Genomic DNA, 16781 nt, shown 5'->3' with positions numbered 1-16781 from the left:
TCCTTTAAAAACTAGAAAAATACTCCTCTAATCCTTTTGCGATACCAATAGCAGCCTTTTGACGGAATTCTTTTGTTTTCATTAGTGCTTCCTCTTTTGGATTTGATAGGAAAGCAAGCTCTACTAAAATACTAGGTAGTGCATTCATACGGTTTACATATAGAGAATTATCTTTGACACCTCGATTAGAAGTTCCTAATTGATTAACTAAATGTTTTTGAATGGAATTACTTAGTGTTTCACTTTTAGGTCCATTGAAATTTTGGTTAGAATTAAAGAACGTTTCTGTCCCTTTACTTGTACTACTGAACGAATTAGCATGAATACTAATAAAGGCATCATAATAGGAATTATTTGCAATATCTGTACGTTCAAACAGTTCAAGAAAATGGTCTGTACTTCTTGTTAAAAGAACAACAGCACCAGCTTTTTCAAGCTCTTTCTTTAAAAGGGTAGCAGTTTCTAGGTTTACAATTTTTTCTTTTAACCCAGAATATCCAATGGCACCTGGATCTTGTCCACCATGTCCCGGATCAATAACAATTTTTTTCCCTTTTAGTCCAGTTTCTACTACTTTTATTGTTACTTTATCTGCGTAGTTTCTAAGAGTGAACGTGTAACCTGGCTGGAACTCTATTATTAGAGACTGAGATTGAGATTTTTCTTTAATTGTCCTGAAGCTCTTTATACCTGTCATTTTTCCACTAGGTAGTTCAATTTGCGTCATATCACCGACAAGTTTTAATTGATTGTTATCCAAAACCTGATAGGTCAAATTAAAATTATATGGCTTTGTCCACACCACATGGTTTTGCCCATCTATTTTTTTGTAGGTTGGTGAAACTAATTTTGTTAATGAACTTTCTGAAATATCATTTTTCAGAATCCATCCTCTAACACCATCTTTTGTTTCTACGTTCAGCCAATTATTTAAGGTACGTAAATAGATTAATTGATCATTAGGTTGTAGTTTTTTTGCAACGGCATAGTTTGTTGCTGCACCTTTTCTTAAGCTCGATTGCTTATTTGCATATACATATTTAATATCCTGTATGGATTCTACAATCTCCCAGGAAGGAACCCAACCTGTCCGTTTTGATGGTGACGCAACTTGATACCATTTTTCATTATTAGCATTTATAAACTCAGCAAGTACGTTTAATTCTGTATTGTATTTGAGAGTTTCTTTTATTTCATAAGCAAATGTCGCACCTCTGTAAAGGTAGGTATTATTAGTAGCGACGCGCACCTTTTTATTCACATAAGATAGAGTTGGAGTTTCAGAGATATCATTTCCAGCTATCCAACCTATTTTATTGTTAATGAAAACTTTGAACCAAGTCTGACCATTTGAGTCTTTCATTACATCAATTGCAATCTGTTCTTTCCCTTTTTGTAAGGTTGAAAGAGTAGCTGCTTCTGTAGACGCATTTGAACGTATAGGTGTGTTATTTTCCTTAATAAAAATCTTCTTGTTCAGCAATTTATTTTGTTGTAAGAAATCGGACCTTACCCACCCTAATTCGGTTTTAGAGATTTCAAGTCGATACCATGTTTCCTTTGAGGCATTGACAAATGTATCAATGACTTTTACTTTTTGATTTTTAGTAAGTAATAAAACCGTATCGTAGCTATTTGTAGCACCTTTCTTTAACGGGACTGAAGAAGTGATGGTATACATAGATTTGATTTCAACTGGTTTAGTTGGTGCCGGTTCCGGTTCTGGCTTTGGCTTTGGTGTTTCCTTAGGAGGAGCCGGATCTGGATCTGGTTTTGGTTCAGGTTTCGGAACCACTGGTTTAGGTTTTACGGCTTTACTATTAAAAGCTGTTTCTGGTACCCACCCTAAAACAGAGTTTAAATCAACACGATACCATATTTCACCGAATGTATTTTTGAAGGAGTCGATGACCACAACGTTTTGTTTAGCTTTAATTGATCCAACTACTGCATACGATGAGGTTGCCCCTTTTCTAACATTTGTGGTATTTAATACGTTCATCGTTATTTTTGTTTTGGCTTTTTGTAAATCATTAGCTAATACCCATCCCAGCTTGCCGCCAGATGATGTTCTATACCATAACTCACCTGATGCATTCGTAAAATGACTCAGTACTGTAATATTTTGCTTCGTGTTAACATATCCAACAATCTCATAGGATGATGTCGCTCCTCTTCTTATTGGAATAGAAGAAACCTTGTCTTTGGAGGCTGGTGGAGTGGGCTTTACAGCAGGTTTTTCAGCTACTGCTTTTGTGGATAATTGATTTCCAAGTACCCAACCGATTTTTCCATTTGCGTCAACTCTCTTCCAATCTTCACCATAGGTATTGGTAAAAGAAGAAAGTACTTTAACTGTTTGGCCTTTTTTTAATTGTTCCACAATCTTATATGAGTTTGTTGCGCCTTTTCTAAGCGGGGCATTTTGAAAGGTTACAGTGGATTTTGTGGAAAACTGGGTTGCTGGCCCCCAGCCAATTTTATTTTTTCCTAAATCAATTCGATACCACTTCTCGCCAAAGGTATTAGTAAACTCATCGATAACCTTTACTTCTTTACCATTATTAATTGTTGCTATAGCCTCATATGTGTTTGTTGCCCCTTTACGGATTTCTACCTTTTTTTCTGCAAACACATTAATAGGGTAGTTTGCTTCGGCAGCCACAATGGTGGGTGTCAAAATACTAGCTGCGAGAATTGTCGAAGCTACAAACTTTTTCACGTAATCACTCCAATTATGTAGAATTTTGTATATGAATAATAATATACAAATTAGTAAGAAATTCCAATGAAAATACTCATTTTTGTAATAAAAAGAATTTAATCGCTGATTTGTCAATGGGGCTTTTGGCATGCAAGTGTATGGGGACGGGGCTTTTGAATAAAAATAAACAGCTAGGGAACCCCTAGCTGTTTATTGGTGAACTATCTATCATTTATTGTGAGTCGAAACTTTCTTCAGCTGTTGAATTTATGTCGTGCTTTGTACCGTTTAAGATACTATCCACTTCCTCGTGGACCTGGGCAATCGACTCTTCATATGGGATAAAGTAGTAAATACTATTAATAGTTTGATCATATCCTTCGAGCTTGATCGATTGTATCTCTGTATCCTTTAGGCTTGCGTATAATTGAATAAAGCTTAAAAATTCACGAGACGGAATATTTGTTTTTACATTTGAGCCTATGTCATCAAGTACGTTGTCAATCTTCGTAAACGAGGTGAGAGAAGTAGCTTTTTTCACGATTTCCTTAACTGCTTCTTTTTGTCTTTCATTTCTACCAAAATCTCCTAGAGGGTCAGATTTTCTCATCCGAACGTATGCTAGTGCTTCGTTTCCGTTAAGTTCCATTTTTCCTTCATAATATGTTTTCCATTTTAAAGATCCGGTAAGTTGAGCTTTAAAGGTAAACGGTACATCAACTGTGATTCCTCCAAGTGAATCTACTACATCTTCAAAACCTTGGAAATTGGTTGTTACATAATAATCAATCGGTATATCCAACATTTCAGTAACTGTTTCAATCGTAGAAGTCACACCACCATTACTATACGAATGATTAATCTTGTCTTTTCTTCCTAGCTCAGGTATATATGTCCTTGAGTCTCTCGGAATACTGATTAAAGAGATATCTTTTGTTTTTGGGTTGACTGTGACTAACATAAGAACATCTGAACGGCCAAGTCCTCCTTCGGTATCATCAACACCGATTAGAAGCACTGTAAACGGGTCCTCTTTCACTTTTATTTTTTCTTGTCTATGGTTTGGTATTTTACTACGGTCGATTTCTTCATAGGTTTGGTTTGCTACATTGTTTGCTTTGTAAAATAAATATCCAAAATAGCCAGCTACGACCAATAGAATTAGTAATAGAAGAAAAAGGATTCTTCGAAAAATTCCTTTAAGCTTTCGTTTCTTTTTTCTTCTCTTTATTCTTGAATTAGAATTACTCATTGGCTTCCCCTTTTCATATCTCTTCCTCTAAATACTCCACAATTCCTTCCGAAACTAGCGCTTGTCCATTTGTAAGTTCAATCATCCATTCAGTGAATTGTGGTGTTTGTTTTTCTTCTACATAGGTTTCGATTTCTACTGCGTCAATATACTTAATTTCTTTAATTTGGTATACGGAAGAGCGCAGTTCATTTTCAACCTTGCCTAGCCAGGTGTAGTCGATTTTTGTATGCATAACTCTCATTAGCTTACGCTCAACGATTCCTGTTGCTTGGAGGCCTTCTGAAGTTGACTTTCCGTATGCGCGGATAAGTCCCCCTGCACCTAATTTTATTCCTCCAAAATACCTAGTTATGACAACAACTGTATCTTTTAAATGTTTTTTCTTTAAAACTTCGAGTATTGGCACACCTGCAGTTCCACTTGGTTCGCCGTCATCGTTTGCTTTTTGAATTTGATCGTTTTCTCCAATGAGATAAGCTGAACAATTATGGGTTGCATCCCAGTTTTGCTTTTTTATTTTTTGGATAAATTCCTGAGCTTCCTGTTCGGTTGTTGCACGGTCAATATATGCAATAAAGCGTGACTTTTGAATATTTATTTCATGCTCGCCATACCCTTTTACTGTATAATAGGAATGAAGCATTACGTGATACCTCCTATCTGGCACCCTGTAAAAACAGGTTTGGTAAAGGCAGTGCGACAGAATTCGGCACTTACCGAGGTTTTCTGTATTTTTTTGACCATTCTTCTATTATAAAACGACATAATTTTTACATCAATGGTTTGTTTTCTGCATCGGCTAGATGTAATACAAATGTAACTGTTATGAAACCTGTAAAAAACAAACAAATCGGTGTATAATTTACTTTGTTTAGCAAAGGTCTAACTTTCCTGGTGTTGATTTTAATACACCAGGTATTAATTTATGTAGGCCTAAACCTTGATCAAAATTCAGCAAGGTGCCATTTTAAGAATGAGGGGATGATTGATATCTATAGAGGAATAGTAAAAAAATGGGGCTTGCCTATTTTATTTTTGGGTTTTATTACTATTTTCTGGGCACTAAAAACACTTTATTTTGTCCACGAATTAGATGTAAGTCCACATAAAAAATTCATTTTATTAGCTTCTGGAGGCCTTGGGCTCTGGATTACTGCAATATTTTTCATAAATAAATCTAAGGTATCCGCTGTTGTTTCATTGCTTATTTATACTCTTTTTTCTTTCTTACTATATGCGGATGTGGTATATGAACGTTATTATGATGCTATCCTCAATATTGATTTATTGGGACAGGCCGACCAGGTTGGGGATATATTTGATTCAATTATTTCACTACTTTATATCTCGGACGTTTTTTATTGGCTAGACATTCCGGTATTAATTGTACTTTCTGTGCTTGTTTTTAAAAGGATACCTAAGCAAACTAATTTGATTGGTTCATTTAGTCTGTTCGTATTAGGTACCGTATGCATTCTAATTACAGCTTTTGTACCTCTAAAAACATCATATTCGGATCAGTACAAAGTGGCATTGACTGGGGTTATTCCATCACATATTTTTGATACGACACAGACAATACTTGACCAAAAAAGAGTGGTTGAAGTATCCGCACAAAATCAAGAGATGATGATCAAACTTCAAGAGAGGTTCTTGCGTAATCAAGAAGTTCAAAAGAACTCAACTAGTTTTGGGAAATATAATGGTAAAAACGTCATTATTGTACAAGCTGAATCATTAAATAATTTTCCTATTAACCTCAAGGTGAGCGGTAAGGAAATTACCCCCAATTTAAATAAATTAGTAGAAGAAAGCTATTACTATCCTAATACTTACCTGCAAATAGGGAGAGGAAATACTTCAGATGCTGAGTTCGTAGCCAATAATTCGATTTATCCTATAGCATCAAAAGGCATATACAAGACATTCCCAACTAACGATTACCTTTCGCTCGGGAGTGTACTAAGAAAAGAAGGTTACTCTACAAGTGCTACGCACGGAAACACACCAGAGTTTTGGAATAGACAAAATGCATATGAAAATCAGGGATATGAGCAGTTTTACCATATGAACCATCCAAAGATTAATGCTGATGAAATACTAGGACTAGGAATATCCGATGAAAGTATATTCAATCAAATGCTTGAAATCTATCAAGAAGAAGAAAAACCTTTCTATAGTTTTATTGTCAGTCTATCAGTTCATAGACCTTTTGAGCTACCTGAAGAATACCAATTATTAGACTTACCTGGACAGTTCAATAATTCGAATACAGGAAATTATCTTCAAAGTGTACACTATTTTGATCGTGCTCTTGGTATGTTTATCGATGGTCTTAAACAAGCAAACCTTTGGGATGAGACAATATTTGTTGTTTATGGAGACCACTATGGACTATTGCCTAATGATACGGAGGGGATAGAGAGATTACTTGATATTACCTTTGATGAGAAAACTCGTTTCCAAATTCCATTAATTATGCATTACCCTGGCCAAGAGGAAGGGGTTGTGAACGAAGTGGTGGCAAGTCAAATGGACATTGCACCAACAATTACGACTTTAATAGGTATCGAAAAACCGCTCATTCAATTTGGTGTACCACTTGAGGAAAAGAAAGAGGGATTTGCAGGGTTTGCATATGAGACAACAAAATACAGTTATTACTCTAATAAATTTGATTATATTGCTTCACATGATGGAGTATATGAACGCGGAACGTGCATAAATAACGAAACTAATGAACAAATAGATGTTGAAGCATGCCGAGCAGGTTATGAGAAATTGTATGAGGATATTGAAATCTCGAAATTCCTATTAGAAAATAATCAAATTGGAAGGGTATTTAAGGATTTAATACCACAATAGTTTCAACACGATTCACAAAATGCATGATCAAGACTATACCTTTTGAAGGAAAGACTTGATCATGCTTTTTATTTTTCCACATTCTTTTTTGATTGCAGTTGAACGAAATTCCAGTGTTCCCTTTTCGGTGTAATCCGTGGTAAATATACGTATTTATTGAATATTTATTTTATGTTTGCCATACCCTTTTACTGTATAATAGGTATGAAGCAATACGTAATATCTCCTATCTGGGAATCATGCGAAAATAGTCTTGGTAGTGTGACAGAATTCGACACTTATCAAACTTTTCTATATTTTTTTGCCCATACTTCTATTATAAAAAGACATAATTTCTACATCAATGGTTTGTTTTTGGCATAGGCTGAATGTAATACAAATGTAACTGTTATGAAACGCTGTAAAAAACAAATCCGTATATAATTTAGATGGAGGTGGAGAGATGGCCACCAAGGGGCTTGATAGTAAAGTTCTGGATTCAATATTGGAAAAAATGGTTCATACCGTTGATCATAGTAAAGAAGAGATTTTTCGGATTGGTGAGCAATCACGCCAAGAATTTATCAGTTTAACGGACGAGTTAAAAGAAATTAAAGAACGTGTTGGGACGATTATTGATGAAGTGGATAAGCTAGAAATCCATACTCGTTTTGCTAGGAAACGGCTCTCTGAGGTTAGTAGCCATTTTAATAAGTATTCAGAAGAGGAAATACGCAATGCATATGAAAAGGCTCATGACCTGCAGATGCAATTGACTGTTGTAAGGCAAGAAGAAAAGCAGCTGCGCGAGCGTCGTGATGAGCTTGAAAGACGTCTAGTAGGCCTAAATGAAACAATTGAGCGTGCGGATCATCTTGTCGGTCAAATTTCCGTTGTTCTCAATTATTTAAATAGTGATTTTAAAATGGTTGGCGAGATTTTAGAGGATGCCAAGCAAAAGCAGGCATTCGGACTTAAGATCATTGAAGCGCAGGAAGAAGAACGTCGTAAGCTTTCTCGTGAGATTCATGATGGACCAGCCCAGATGCTAGCGAATGTGATGTTGCGTTCCCAAATTATCGATAAGGTCTACCGCGAAAGCCCTGAGCAAGGCGTGAAGGAAATTCATGATTTGCGTAAAATGGTTCGGTCGGCGCTGTATGAGGTTCGTCGGATTATTTATGACTTACGTCCGATGGCATTGGATGATCTTGGATTAGTTCCTACCCTCAAAAAGTACCTATCCACGATCGAAGAATATAATGGAGACACTACGATTTCTTTTACATTTATTGGTTCGGAGCAGAGAATACCTTCAAAATTTGAGGTAGCTCTATTCCGTATGGTTCAGGAAGCTGTCCAAAATGCACTAAAACATGCGGAGGCTCGTGAAATCGCAGTTAAGCTTGAGATAAGTAGAAATCATGTAACGGTTATCGTAAAAGACAATGGAAAAGGCTTTGATATTCGCGAAAAGAAAAAAGACTCGTTCGGCTTAATTGGGATGAGAGAACGAGTAGATTTACTAGATGGAAATCTTACCATTGATTCAAGTGTTGGTGCTGGTACAATTGTAATGATACAAGTACCGATTGAAGTTTGATTTTCCCTTTTCAATCCGTGAGAAAATTTCGGTAATTCATGATACGTTACAAGAAATGGTCCAACTACTATTAGCTGCTTATTTATATAGGAAAAACAAGAATAATCTTACTAATATTGTCTGTTAATACTGCTTTAGGAGTATTGACCGAAATTGCCTCGATTGTAAAATGAAAGGGGGAGGCGTTATTTATGAAAACAAGCATAGTTATTATTGATGATCACCAATTATTTCGCGAAGGTGTAAAACGAATACTAGATTTTGAACCAACCTTTCAAGTCGTAGCAGAGGGTGACGATGGGGAACAGGCACTAGCACTCATTGAGAAGCATAAGCCTGATGTTGTCATCATGGATATCAATATGCCGAACTTGAATGGGATTGAAGCGACGAAACAATTGATTGACACTTACCCTGATACGAAGGTCATTATTTTATCCATCCACGATGATGAAAGCTATGTGACGCATGCCCTTAAAACTGGAGCAACTGGTTATTTATTAAAAGAAATGGATGCGGATTCTCTAGTCGAAGCGGTTAAAGTTGTCGCAGAGGGTGGATCTTACTTGCATCCAAGAGTAACGCATAACCTAGTAAAAGAATTCCGTCGACTTGCAGTTGCAAGTGGTCAATCCGTTTCAGCGCATTCTCATGCAGCGGTAGAGGTTCGCCGTCCATTGCATCTATTAACGAGAAGAGAATGTGAGGTTCTCCAGTTATTAACGGATGGACGTAGCAACCGCGGTATTGGTGACGACCTATATATCAGTGAAAAAACGGTTAAAAACCACGTAAGTAATATTCTACAAAAAATGAACGTAAATGACCGTACTCAAGCCGTTGTAGTTGCAATTAAAAATGGCTGGGTTGAGGTTAAATAATAGAATACGAATAAAGTAGAAGGCTGAGCTCTTGTGATGGAGCTTGGCTTTTTGTTTTTTATGGGAATGGTGTGATGTTTATAGTAAAATTTAGCTATAAGTAAATAGGAAGTGATAATAAAATGAAGAAGAATAGTGTATTTCATTTTTTAGGAGAGTTCTCAAGCCAATTAGAAGAAGCAGCGTTAAGGGTAGAAGCTCTATTATGGGAACAACCACAGGTGGCTTTAACTCAAGCGCGCTTATTCGGAGAATTAATTGTTACGATGATTCTGGAGCAAGAGAATATGAACGAAGGATTTGCACTCACACAGGTACAAAAGATTAGAAAGTTATATAGTCATGATATTATTTCTGACGACGTATATAAAAAGCTAGAATATATTAGAAAGAATGGCAATATTGCGGTTCATCAAGTGGTTGAGATAGACCAAGAAGTAGCAAAAGAAGCACATCGGACCATTTTTGACTTAGGGGTATGGTATGCGGAAGTCTATGTAAGCCATACCTTTACAGCACCTGCATACAAATTACCTTCCCAACGAATCCAAGACTTTGACGTGATGAAACAATGGATGGACGATTACATTAAAGAAACACAGCAACAGTTAAGGGAAATAGAAGAACAACTAAAGGAATTGAAAGAAGAAAAGAAACAGCAACCAGTTGTTGAAAAGAGATCACATGTTTCTCCGGAAAAGACAAAAGAGCGACATGTTCCCTTGGACAGATTTCAACAAACATTTGAAAATGCCCATTTTACCTTTACGAACCTTTCAAAAAAAGCGGCTGAATTCCAATTTGAAGATTTCAAAACAGGTTTTGTTTATTTATTGGATAATATTAATCCAACAATTACTGTACATCCTTGGTTAGTTGAAAAAGCCAACTTGTTTGAAGAAGTGCAGGCGAAACCACTGAAAAATACGGCTTTAAGACGCTTCCCGAAAAAAGAGGAAGACGGCCAACTTAAATCAAATTATGGATATCCGTTTACGTTCCAAACAAATGGCGAACTAGAGTTTTTGTTGAAGCGAATAATGAAAGTGCTAGAATCTGAAAAGGTAATATAAAATAGTTGGAAGGCTTTCCTCATGTGATGAGGTTAGCCTTTTTTTATTTGCTCAGGAAGGAGAAACTATTAATCTAACTTCATAGTAAATCGTTCTTATTAAAGAAATATCTGTTAAAAAATGCTTGAAATCAAAGAATGAATACGTTATGGTATATACAGGTTGTTCTCTTAAAAGAACAAGCACGGAGATGCCCTTTTTTAAAAAGGAGTGAAAATATGCTTAAGAAGACATTAAGATGGAGTGGAAATGTATTATTTGCTTTATTCGTTCTGTTAAGTGTTTTAGTGCTGGTGTCGACCTTTCAATCAAAAAATCAGATTGGACAAGTTCCCTCCATCCTTGGTTTTAAAATCATGACCGTGATGACAGGTAGTATGGAGCCGGAAATACACCCTGGAGATATGATTATCGTCAAGGGGAAGGATCCTAGTAAACTCCAAGTAGAGGACGTCATCACGTATCAAATGAACCAACAGACACTCGTAACACATCGGATCGTTGATTTGGTAAAAAAGGACGGGGAAACCCTTTATCAAACAAAAGGTGATGCCAATAATGTGGTGGATCAAAACTTTGTGTCCTCAGACCAAATTGTAGGCGTTTTAGCTTTTACGATACCTAAGGCTGGGCATTTGGCCCAAATCTTACAAACCCCTACTGGTATTATCATAATCTCTCTTTTAATTTTGTTGATAGTAACGCTTGGAATGATCAAAAAGATGCTAACAGCACAGCGAGAAGAAACTAGTCATACATAATGCATTCCACCGTTATTACTCATAACTTACTTGATGAAGGAGGTGTCATTTAACTATTTTTAGCAGTTTAATACATTAGTAGAAACGGGAGGATACCATGAAGAAAAAGAGTATTATTGGATTAGTTTCATTGTTAGTAGTTTGTATTGCAGTTGTTGGTACGATTGCTTACTACTCGCTCAGTTTTAAAAGTGACAAGAATATGGCAACAGCTGCTAGCTTTAAGGTTGAAGCAAAGCATAATGGACAGGCGATTGGTGATGAGCAATTTCAGTTAGATGAGCTTTATCCAGGAATGGAAACAATAGAAGCCTATAGTTTTGAAGTGAATAAGAAAGGTACTGAAGTACCAGTAGAGTATCAAGTGAAGTTAACTCCAACTGGTGAATTGTTCCCTGCAAATGCAAATTCTCCAGTTACCTTTACATTACAGCGTCAACTTGATGGCGAATGGGTATCGCTAGATCATTCAATTGCATTTAAACCAGAAGCTGACGTAGAAAACTACCGTATTTTAGTTGATTGGCCACACAGTGATAATGATATTGATTTTGAGGGTAAAAGTGGAAACATCCGCTTAGAGGTTATTGCAACACAAGTTGAAGCAAGTAGCGCTCAGGTAGCAAAAGAAAAGTATGAGGCAGTAAACGAAGAGTTCCTTGCATTAGATAAAGTTCATAATAACACTTCTTTTAATAGAGGGAACTTTACAAAGGCTCAATCAGACGCAGTGCAAGATTCACTTAATGAGCTAGCTGCTTACGTTGATGGTTTAGTAGATGGAAAAACAAAGACTGAATTAAAGGCGAAAGTAGCAGATTTACAAAAAGCCCTTGATGAAAAAGTGGCATCTCGCTATGTGTATTATGAAGTTGTGGAAGAGGAAACACACTTTGAGCAGCTTGCATTAAAGCTTACAGCAAAAGTCACCGCCGGACAGTCATCTAGAACACAAAACAATAACCCAATTTACCTAAACTCTATGGGTAAAGGTGACAATATGCAATATCTCAAGTACTCTAATTTTTCATTTGTGAAACCAGTAGTCGGTGATACTGCATCATTTAATGGCTTAAGATTTGATGGTGGAGTAAAGAGTATCGATGTAACTTTCACAAACCTTGGTGACGGCAAATGGCAAATTGAGAGTGATTGGTTAGTGGAAAAGAAATAATTCAGGGATTAGTTTTGTCTTTTTGTTCTTTATTAAGAAAAACATGTGCATTATGACGATCTATAACGCATAAAAAGGAGGAACCACAATGAAGAAAAAAGCTTTATTCGGCCTAGCTTCCCTCTTAATTATTGCAATTGCGATTGTTGCAACAACAGCTTATTTTACGAAGCAGTTCGTTAGTGACAATAACCCAGCAAAGGCTGCGGTTTTTAATGTGGATGTTGTGGATAGAGATGGCCAAACAATTGGGGACGGAAAGTTCAATTTAGGGGAAGATTTCTATCCAGGTATGGAGCCAGTTGAAGTGTACAACTTTACAATCAAGAAAAATGATACGAAGCTTCCTGTTGAGTACAGCGTGAACTTCACGCCAAGTGGCGAATTGTTGACTGGAGATACACCTATTACTCTTCTACTTCAGAAGGATGTAGCGGGTGAATGGAAAGAGGTTGACTTCTCCACAACATTTAAGCCAGAAAATGACTCTGAAAGCTACCGTATTCTTGCAAGCTGGCCACATGGTGACAATGACATTGCATTCCAAGGTAAAACTGGAAACATGAAATTAGAGGTAACAGCGACTCAGGTTGATCCTGAAGAAGAGCCTGAAGGTCCTCCGTATTTTACTGGGGAAGTTGCATTTAAAGCGACACCAAATGGATCCACTAGAACGACTACTGACAAAGAAGTTAACTTTTATGTGGATAAAGATGGATATAAAGTAATTGAAATAAGCATGGGTGACGGAACAGGCGTATTTGAAGATAAGGTTGGTAATGTAAAAGTAGTGGGCGAAACATTTAATGGCAAGCCATATTACCGTGTATATACGGATAAGGAATATTTCGCAAACGAATCAAATGCATGGAGAACGCCGGCAGAAAAAATCGATACTTCTGTTGAAGGAGTAGTAAGATTCGATAAGGTTCTTGGACCATACCTATCCATCGAATCTCAAGCTCTATACAACTGGTTTACTTCAAACTAATTTTTAAAATGGCATAGGCTGACATAATGTTGTCAGTCTATGTATCACCATAACCGGGAGGTGACTTGATTGAAAAAAACGATTCTAAGAGCAACTGGATTTTTATCAGCGGGCATATTAATCTCCGCCATTTTACAAGCAAATACTCCTACATTCTCATACTTTACCACCCAATATCAAGATGTAATCAATGTTTCGACTGCTTCAGCGGAAGATCTGATTAAGCATGTAGAAGTGATTAAGAAAAAGGATGGTAGTTTAGTAGTTGAGGTGGTCCGTGATAGTGATTATGGTTATCGACCCGATGTCGGTTTTTCGATTGAAGGAGATTTGGCCGAATACATTTTACATATCAATCCAATCAAGGCTGAAAAAAATGGAACCTACTATATTCCGCTCGAAGCCAACATTAACGCCTATCAATTTTTAGAGCTTTTAACGATGAAGTTCTCTGGAAAAAAAACAACTGTTAAAGGAAAACTCACTGCAAAGAATTTTGATGGTCAAGTTATCGCAGCAAAGGATATTGAGCTAGACATTGATTATTTGTTAGGTCGAATTGATGATGAAATTGAAAGAAACAATTCGAAATTAGACAAGGTTGATGATCCTAAAGCAATTGAAGACCTAGCAAACCTGATTGCTTTTTTAGCTAAGGGTGTGAATTGGGAGGAAGAATCGAGTGACGTTATCGTTAAAACTCTTGCTCCGGATTTACTAGAAAAGCTTGAATCTCAACAGAAACAGCTTGATGAAGAAAACAAAGAAAGATTAAAACTGCTTGAAGAAATTGAATCACTTAAACGGCAAAAAACGGAACTTCAAACGAGCCTAGAAAAGGTAGAAAAGATTGAAGATGAACAGCTTGAAGAAACTAAAACAAAAGATGAGGCAAATGAGGATGTTAACTAGTAGGTACTGGAACAATATGAATATAAAGAGGTAAAAGACGGGAAACGACATCGTAACCCGTTATTTTTATGCTTTCAGGAAGTGACATACCCGTCTATTTCATTTAGAATGGAAATTATAAAGAAACTCAGACAGGAAGGTAAAAGATATGAAAATGGCGATTGTAACTGATAGTACAGCTTACATACCACTGGAACTTCGAGAAAAACTTAATATACATATGATTCCGCTAAGTGTCGTATTTGGTGAAGAAAGCTATCGTGAAGAAGTCGACATTACTGCGGAGGCGTTCTACGATGAACTTAAGGCGCGTAAGGAATTGCCAACAACATCACAGCCGCCAATTGGTGAGTTTGTAGAGCTTTTTGAAACGCTTGGAAAAGAAAATGATGCAATCATCAGTATTCATCTTTCAAGCGGAATAAGTGGAACTTACCAAGGTTCCGTGACAGCGGGCGAGATGGTAGAAGGTGTAAAGGTCTACTCATTTGACTCTGAAATCAGCTGTATGGTACAGGGCTTTTACGCGTTGGAAGCTGCAGAAATGGCGAATGAAGGTAAAGATGCGGCCGAAATTATGGAACGTCTTCAAGAAATTAAAAAAACTGTTCGCGCCTATTTTATGGTGGATGATCTGACGAATCTTCAGCGTGGCGGCCGTTTGAGCGGGGCTGCGGCTTTTGTAGGAAGCTTGCTTCAAGTGAAGCCGATCCTTCACTTTGATGATAAATTGATTGTACCTTTTGAAAAAATTCGCACTCGTAAAAAAGCACTAAATCGTGTGTTTGAATTATTTGATGAAGATGCGAGTAAGGGTGTGCCAATGCGTGCAGCATTGATTCATGCAAATATCGAAGAGGAAGCAATGGAATTAAAGGCTGAGCTTGAAAAGAAATATCCACATGTTGAATTTTTACTAAGCTATTTTGGACCGGTAATTGGAACCCATCTTGGTGAAGGTGCAATTGGGTTAGGATGGTATATGAAATAAAAGATTGCGCCGTACTTTGCGGCGCTGTTTTTTAAAAAAATTGGAGGAACCTTATGAGATTTTTACTAGAAAATGAACTATTAATCCCCGAACATTTATCGGACAAGCCTGGAGTCAAGCGAAATTCAGATCATGAATCTGGCCACTCCCTACCACAAAATCCCTCTTATGACTACTCTCCAGAACTCCAACAACTACTCTACGGCAAGCAACTCCTACTCGAAGAAATTCCATTTTCTCTTGAAGACATACAACAACATTATGTGAATGGTTTTGTACATTATCGAAAGTGCATCAAAAAAACAAAAGAAGGGTATTCCTGTGTTCGCTGTGGGAATTCGGACCAAAAGCTTTTTGCGTCGTTTGAATGTGCGCGCTGTTATCAGGAATGTACGTATTGCCGGAAGTGCATTAATATGGGGCGGATGAGTGAATGTACAGTTATGGTAAGTTGGGCGGGGCCAAGTCCGACGATAGAAAGCCCAGATAAACCACTTGTATGGGAAGGAACACTCTCAGCTGGACAACAAAAAGCTTCAACTGAACTTATACGGGCTGTTCAGACAAATGATCAGCTTCTGATTTGGGCCGTCTGTGGAGCAGGGAAAACGGAAATATTATTTGAAGGAATTCAAACTGCACTTCTAGCAGATAAAAAGGTTTGCATCGCCACACCACGCACCGATGTTGTTATTGAGCTTGCTCCCCGAATAAAAGCCGCATTCCCAAAAGTTGATGTCATCGCCTTGTATGGAGGAAGTGAGGATCGTAACAAAACAGCCCCCATTACACTCTCCACAACCCACCAATTGCTTCGCTTTTACAAAGCCTTCGACATGATCATCATCGATGAAGTGGACGCCTTCCCGTATTCCGTGGAACCGATGCTTCAATATGCTGTCAACCAAGCTAAAAAGGATATCTCGTCCACCATCTACCTTACCGCCACTCCAAATAAAACATGGAAAAAAGAAATTTCAGCCGGGAAAAGAAAAGCTGTCACGATTCCTGCGAGGTACCATCGTCAACCATTGCCTGTGCCTGAGTATGTATGGTGCGGGAACTGGGAGAAAAGACTAAAAAAGAAGAGATTGCCAGGGAATCTGATGGCTTGGATTAAGGAACATCTTGAAAAGGGGAAACAGGCTTTTTTGTTTGTCCCACGTATTACATATCTGGAAAGCATCGTCCAAGTTTTGCAGTCTATCGAACCACGAATACAAGGTGTCCATGCCGAGGCCCCCGATCGTAAAGAAAAGGTAGCTCGATTTCGTACTGGCGAAATCCCAATTCTAGTCACAACGACCATTTTAGAAAGAGGAGTAACTGTTCCGAATATTGATGTGGCCGTCCTGGGCGCAGAGGATCGAATTTTTACGGAGAGTGCCTTAGTACAAATTTCAGGCCGGGTTGGCCGCAGCGCTCAATTTCCAACCGGTCAGATATTATTTTTTCATTTTGGAAGAACAATGGAAATGGTGAAGGCGAAACAGCATATCGAAAAAATGAATAAAGAGGCTCTCCAAAACGGCTTCATTGATTGATTTTGCAGCCCATTTTGATTATGATTAAAGGTAACGGACAAAGAACGA

The 16781-nt window shown here is 37.4% G+C and carries 13 protein-coding genes; 10 read left to right on the top strand and 3 right to left on the bottom strand.

Annotated features, from left to right (window positions below; translation table 11 throughout):
* Positions 1-4: 4 nt before the first annotated feature.
* The 3 genes from AC6CHV_RS07020 to AC6CHV_RS07010 form a co-directional block, all read right to left on the bottom strand.
* Positions 5-2722, bottom strand: a complete 2718-nt coding sequence (locus AC6CHV_RS07020) for an SH3 domain-containing protein (RefSeq protein WP_498078444.1) — start codon at positions 2720-2722, stop codon at positions 5-7.
* Positions 2723-2936: 214 nt separating this feature from the next.
* The gene (locus AC6CHV_RS07015; protein ID WP_121445760.1) at positions 2937-3956 is read right to left on the bottom strand and encodes an LCP family glycopolymer transferase; all 1020 of its coding nucleotides are present in this window, start codon (positions 3954-3956) and stop codon (positions 2937-2939) included.
* A 13-nt stretch (positions 3957-3969) separates the two neighbouring features.
* Positions 3970-4602: a YigZ family protein gene (locus tag AC6CHV_RS07010; protein WP_121445761.1), complete on the bottom strand. Its 633-nt coding sequence runs from the start codon at positions 4600-4602 to the stop codon at positions 3970-3972.
* Between the two features lie 338 nt (positions 4603-4940).
* On the opposite strand from AC6CHV_RS07010, the gene AC6CHV_RS07005 reads away from it, so the two are divergent.
* The 10 genes from AC6CHV_RS07005 to AC6CHV_RS06960 all read left to right on the top strand — a co-directional run bounded on the left by AC6CHV_RS07005 (position 4941) and on the right by AC6CHV_RS06960 (position 16733).
* Positions 4941-6824, top strand: coding sequence for a sulfatase-like hydrolase/transferase (locus AC6CHV_RS07005; protein WP_498078443.1), 1884 nt, complete (start codon positions 4941-4943; stop codon positions 6822-6824).
* A gap of 442 nt (positions 6825-7266) precedes the next feature.
* Positions 7267-8406, top strand: a complete 1140-nt coding sequence (locus AC6CHV_RS07000) for a histidine kinase (RefSeq protein ID WP_121445763.1) — start codon at positions 7267-7269, stop codon at positions 8404-8406.
* Positions 8407-8597: 191 nt separating this feature from the next.
* On the top strand, positions 8598-9287 hold the full coding sequence (locus AC6CHV_RS06995; RefSeq protein ID WP_121445764.1) for a response regulator transcription factor: 690 nt from the start codon (positions 8598-8600) through the stop codon (positions 9285-9287).
* Between the two features lie 122 nt (positions 9288-9409).
* Positions 9410-10360: a hypothetical protein gene (locus tag AC6CHV_RS06990; protein ID WP_498078442.1), complete on the top strand. Its 951-nt coding sequence runs from the start codon at positions 9410-9412 to the stop codon at positions 10358-10360.
* Positions 10361-10578: 218 nt separating this feature from the next.
* Positions 10579-11121, top strand: coding sequence for a signal peptidase I (locus AC6CHV_RS06985; RefSeq protein ID WP_498078441.1), 543 nt, complete (start codon positions 10579-10581; stop codon positions 11119-11121).
* Between the two features lie 97 nt (positions 11122-11218).
* Positions 11219-12295 (top strand): hypothetical protein, encoded by a 1077-nt coding sequence (locus AC6CHV_RS06980; protein WP_498078440.1) that lies wholly within the window; start codon positions 11219-11221, stop codon positions 12293-12295.
* Between the two features lie 88 nt (positions 12296-12383).
* On the top strand, positions 12384-13286 hold the full coding sequence (locus AC6CHV_RS06975) for a hypothetical protein (RefSeq protein ID WP_498078439.1): 903 nt from the start codon (positions 12384-12386) through the stop codon (positions 13284-13286).
* Between the two features lie 69 nt (positions 13287-13355).
* Positions 13356-14198, top strand: coding sequence for a hypothetical protein (locus AC6CHV_RS06970; protein WP_498078438.1), 843 nt, complete (start codon positions 13356-13358; stop codon positions 14196-14198).
* Positions 14199-14346: 148 nt separating this feature from the next.
* Positions 14347-15189, top strand: a complete 843-nt coding sequence (locus tag AC6CHV_RS06965; RefSeq protein ID WP_498078437.1) for a DegV family protein — start codon at positions 14347-14349, stop codon at positions 15187-15189.
* 53 nt (positions 15190-15242) lie between these two features.
* A complete protein-coding gene (locus AC6CHV_RS06960) occupies positions 15243-16733 on the top strand; it encodes a helicase-related protein (protein WP_498078436.1) in 1491 nt (496 codons plus the stop codon).
* The last annotated feature ends 48 nt before the right edge of the window (positions 16734-16781 follow it).

Source organism: Ferdinandcohnia sp. GQ5 (assembly GCF_059759275.1).
This window is presented reverse-complemented; position numbering and strand designations above follow the sequence as displayed.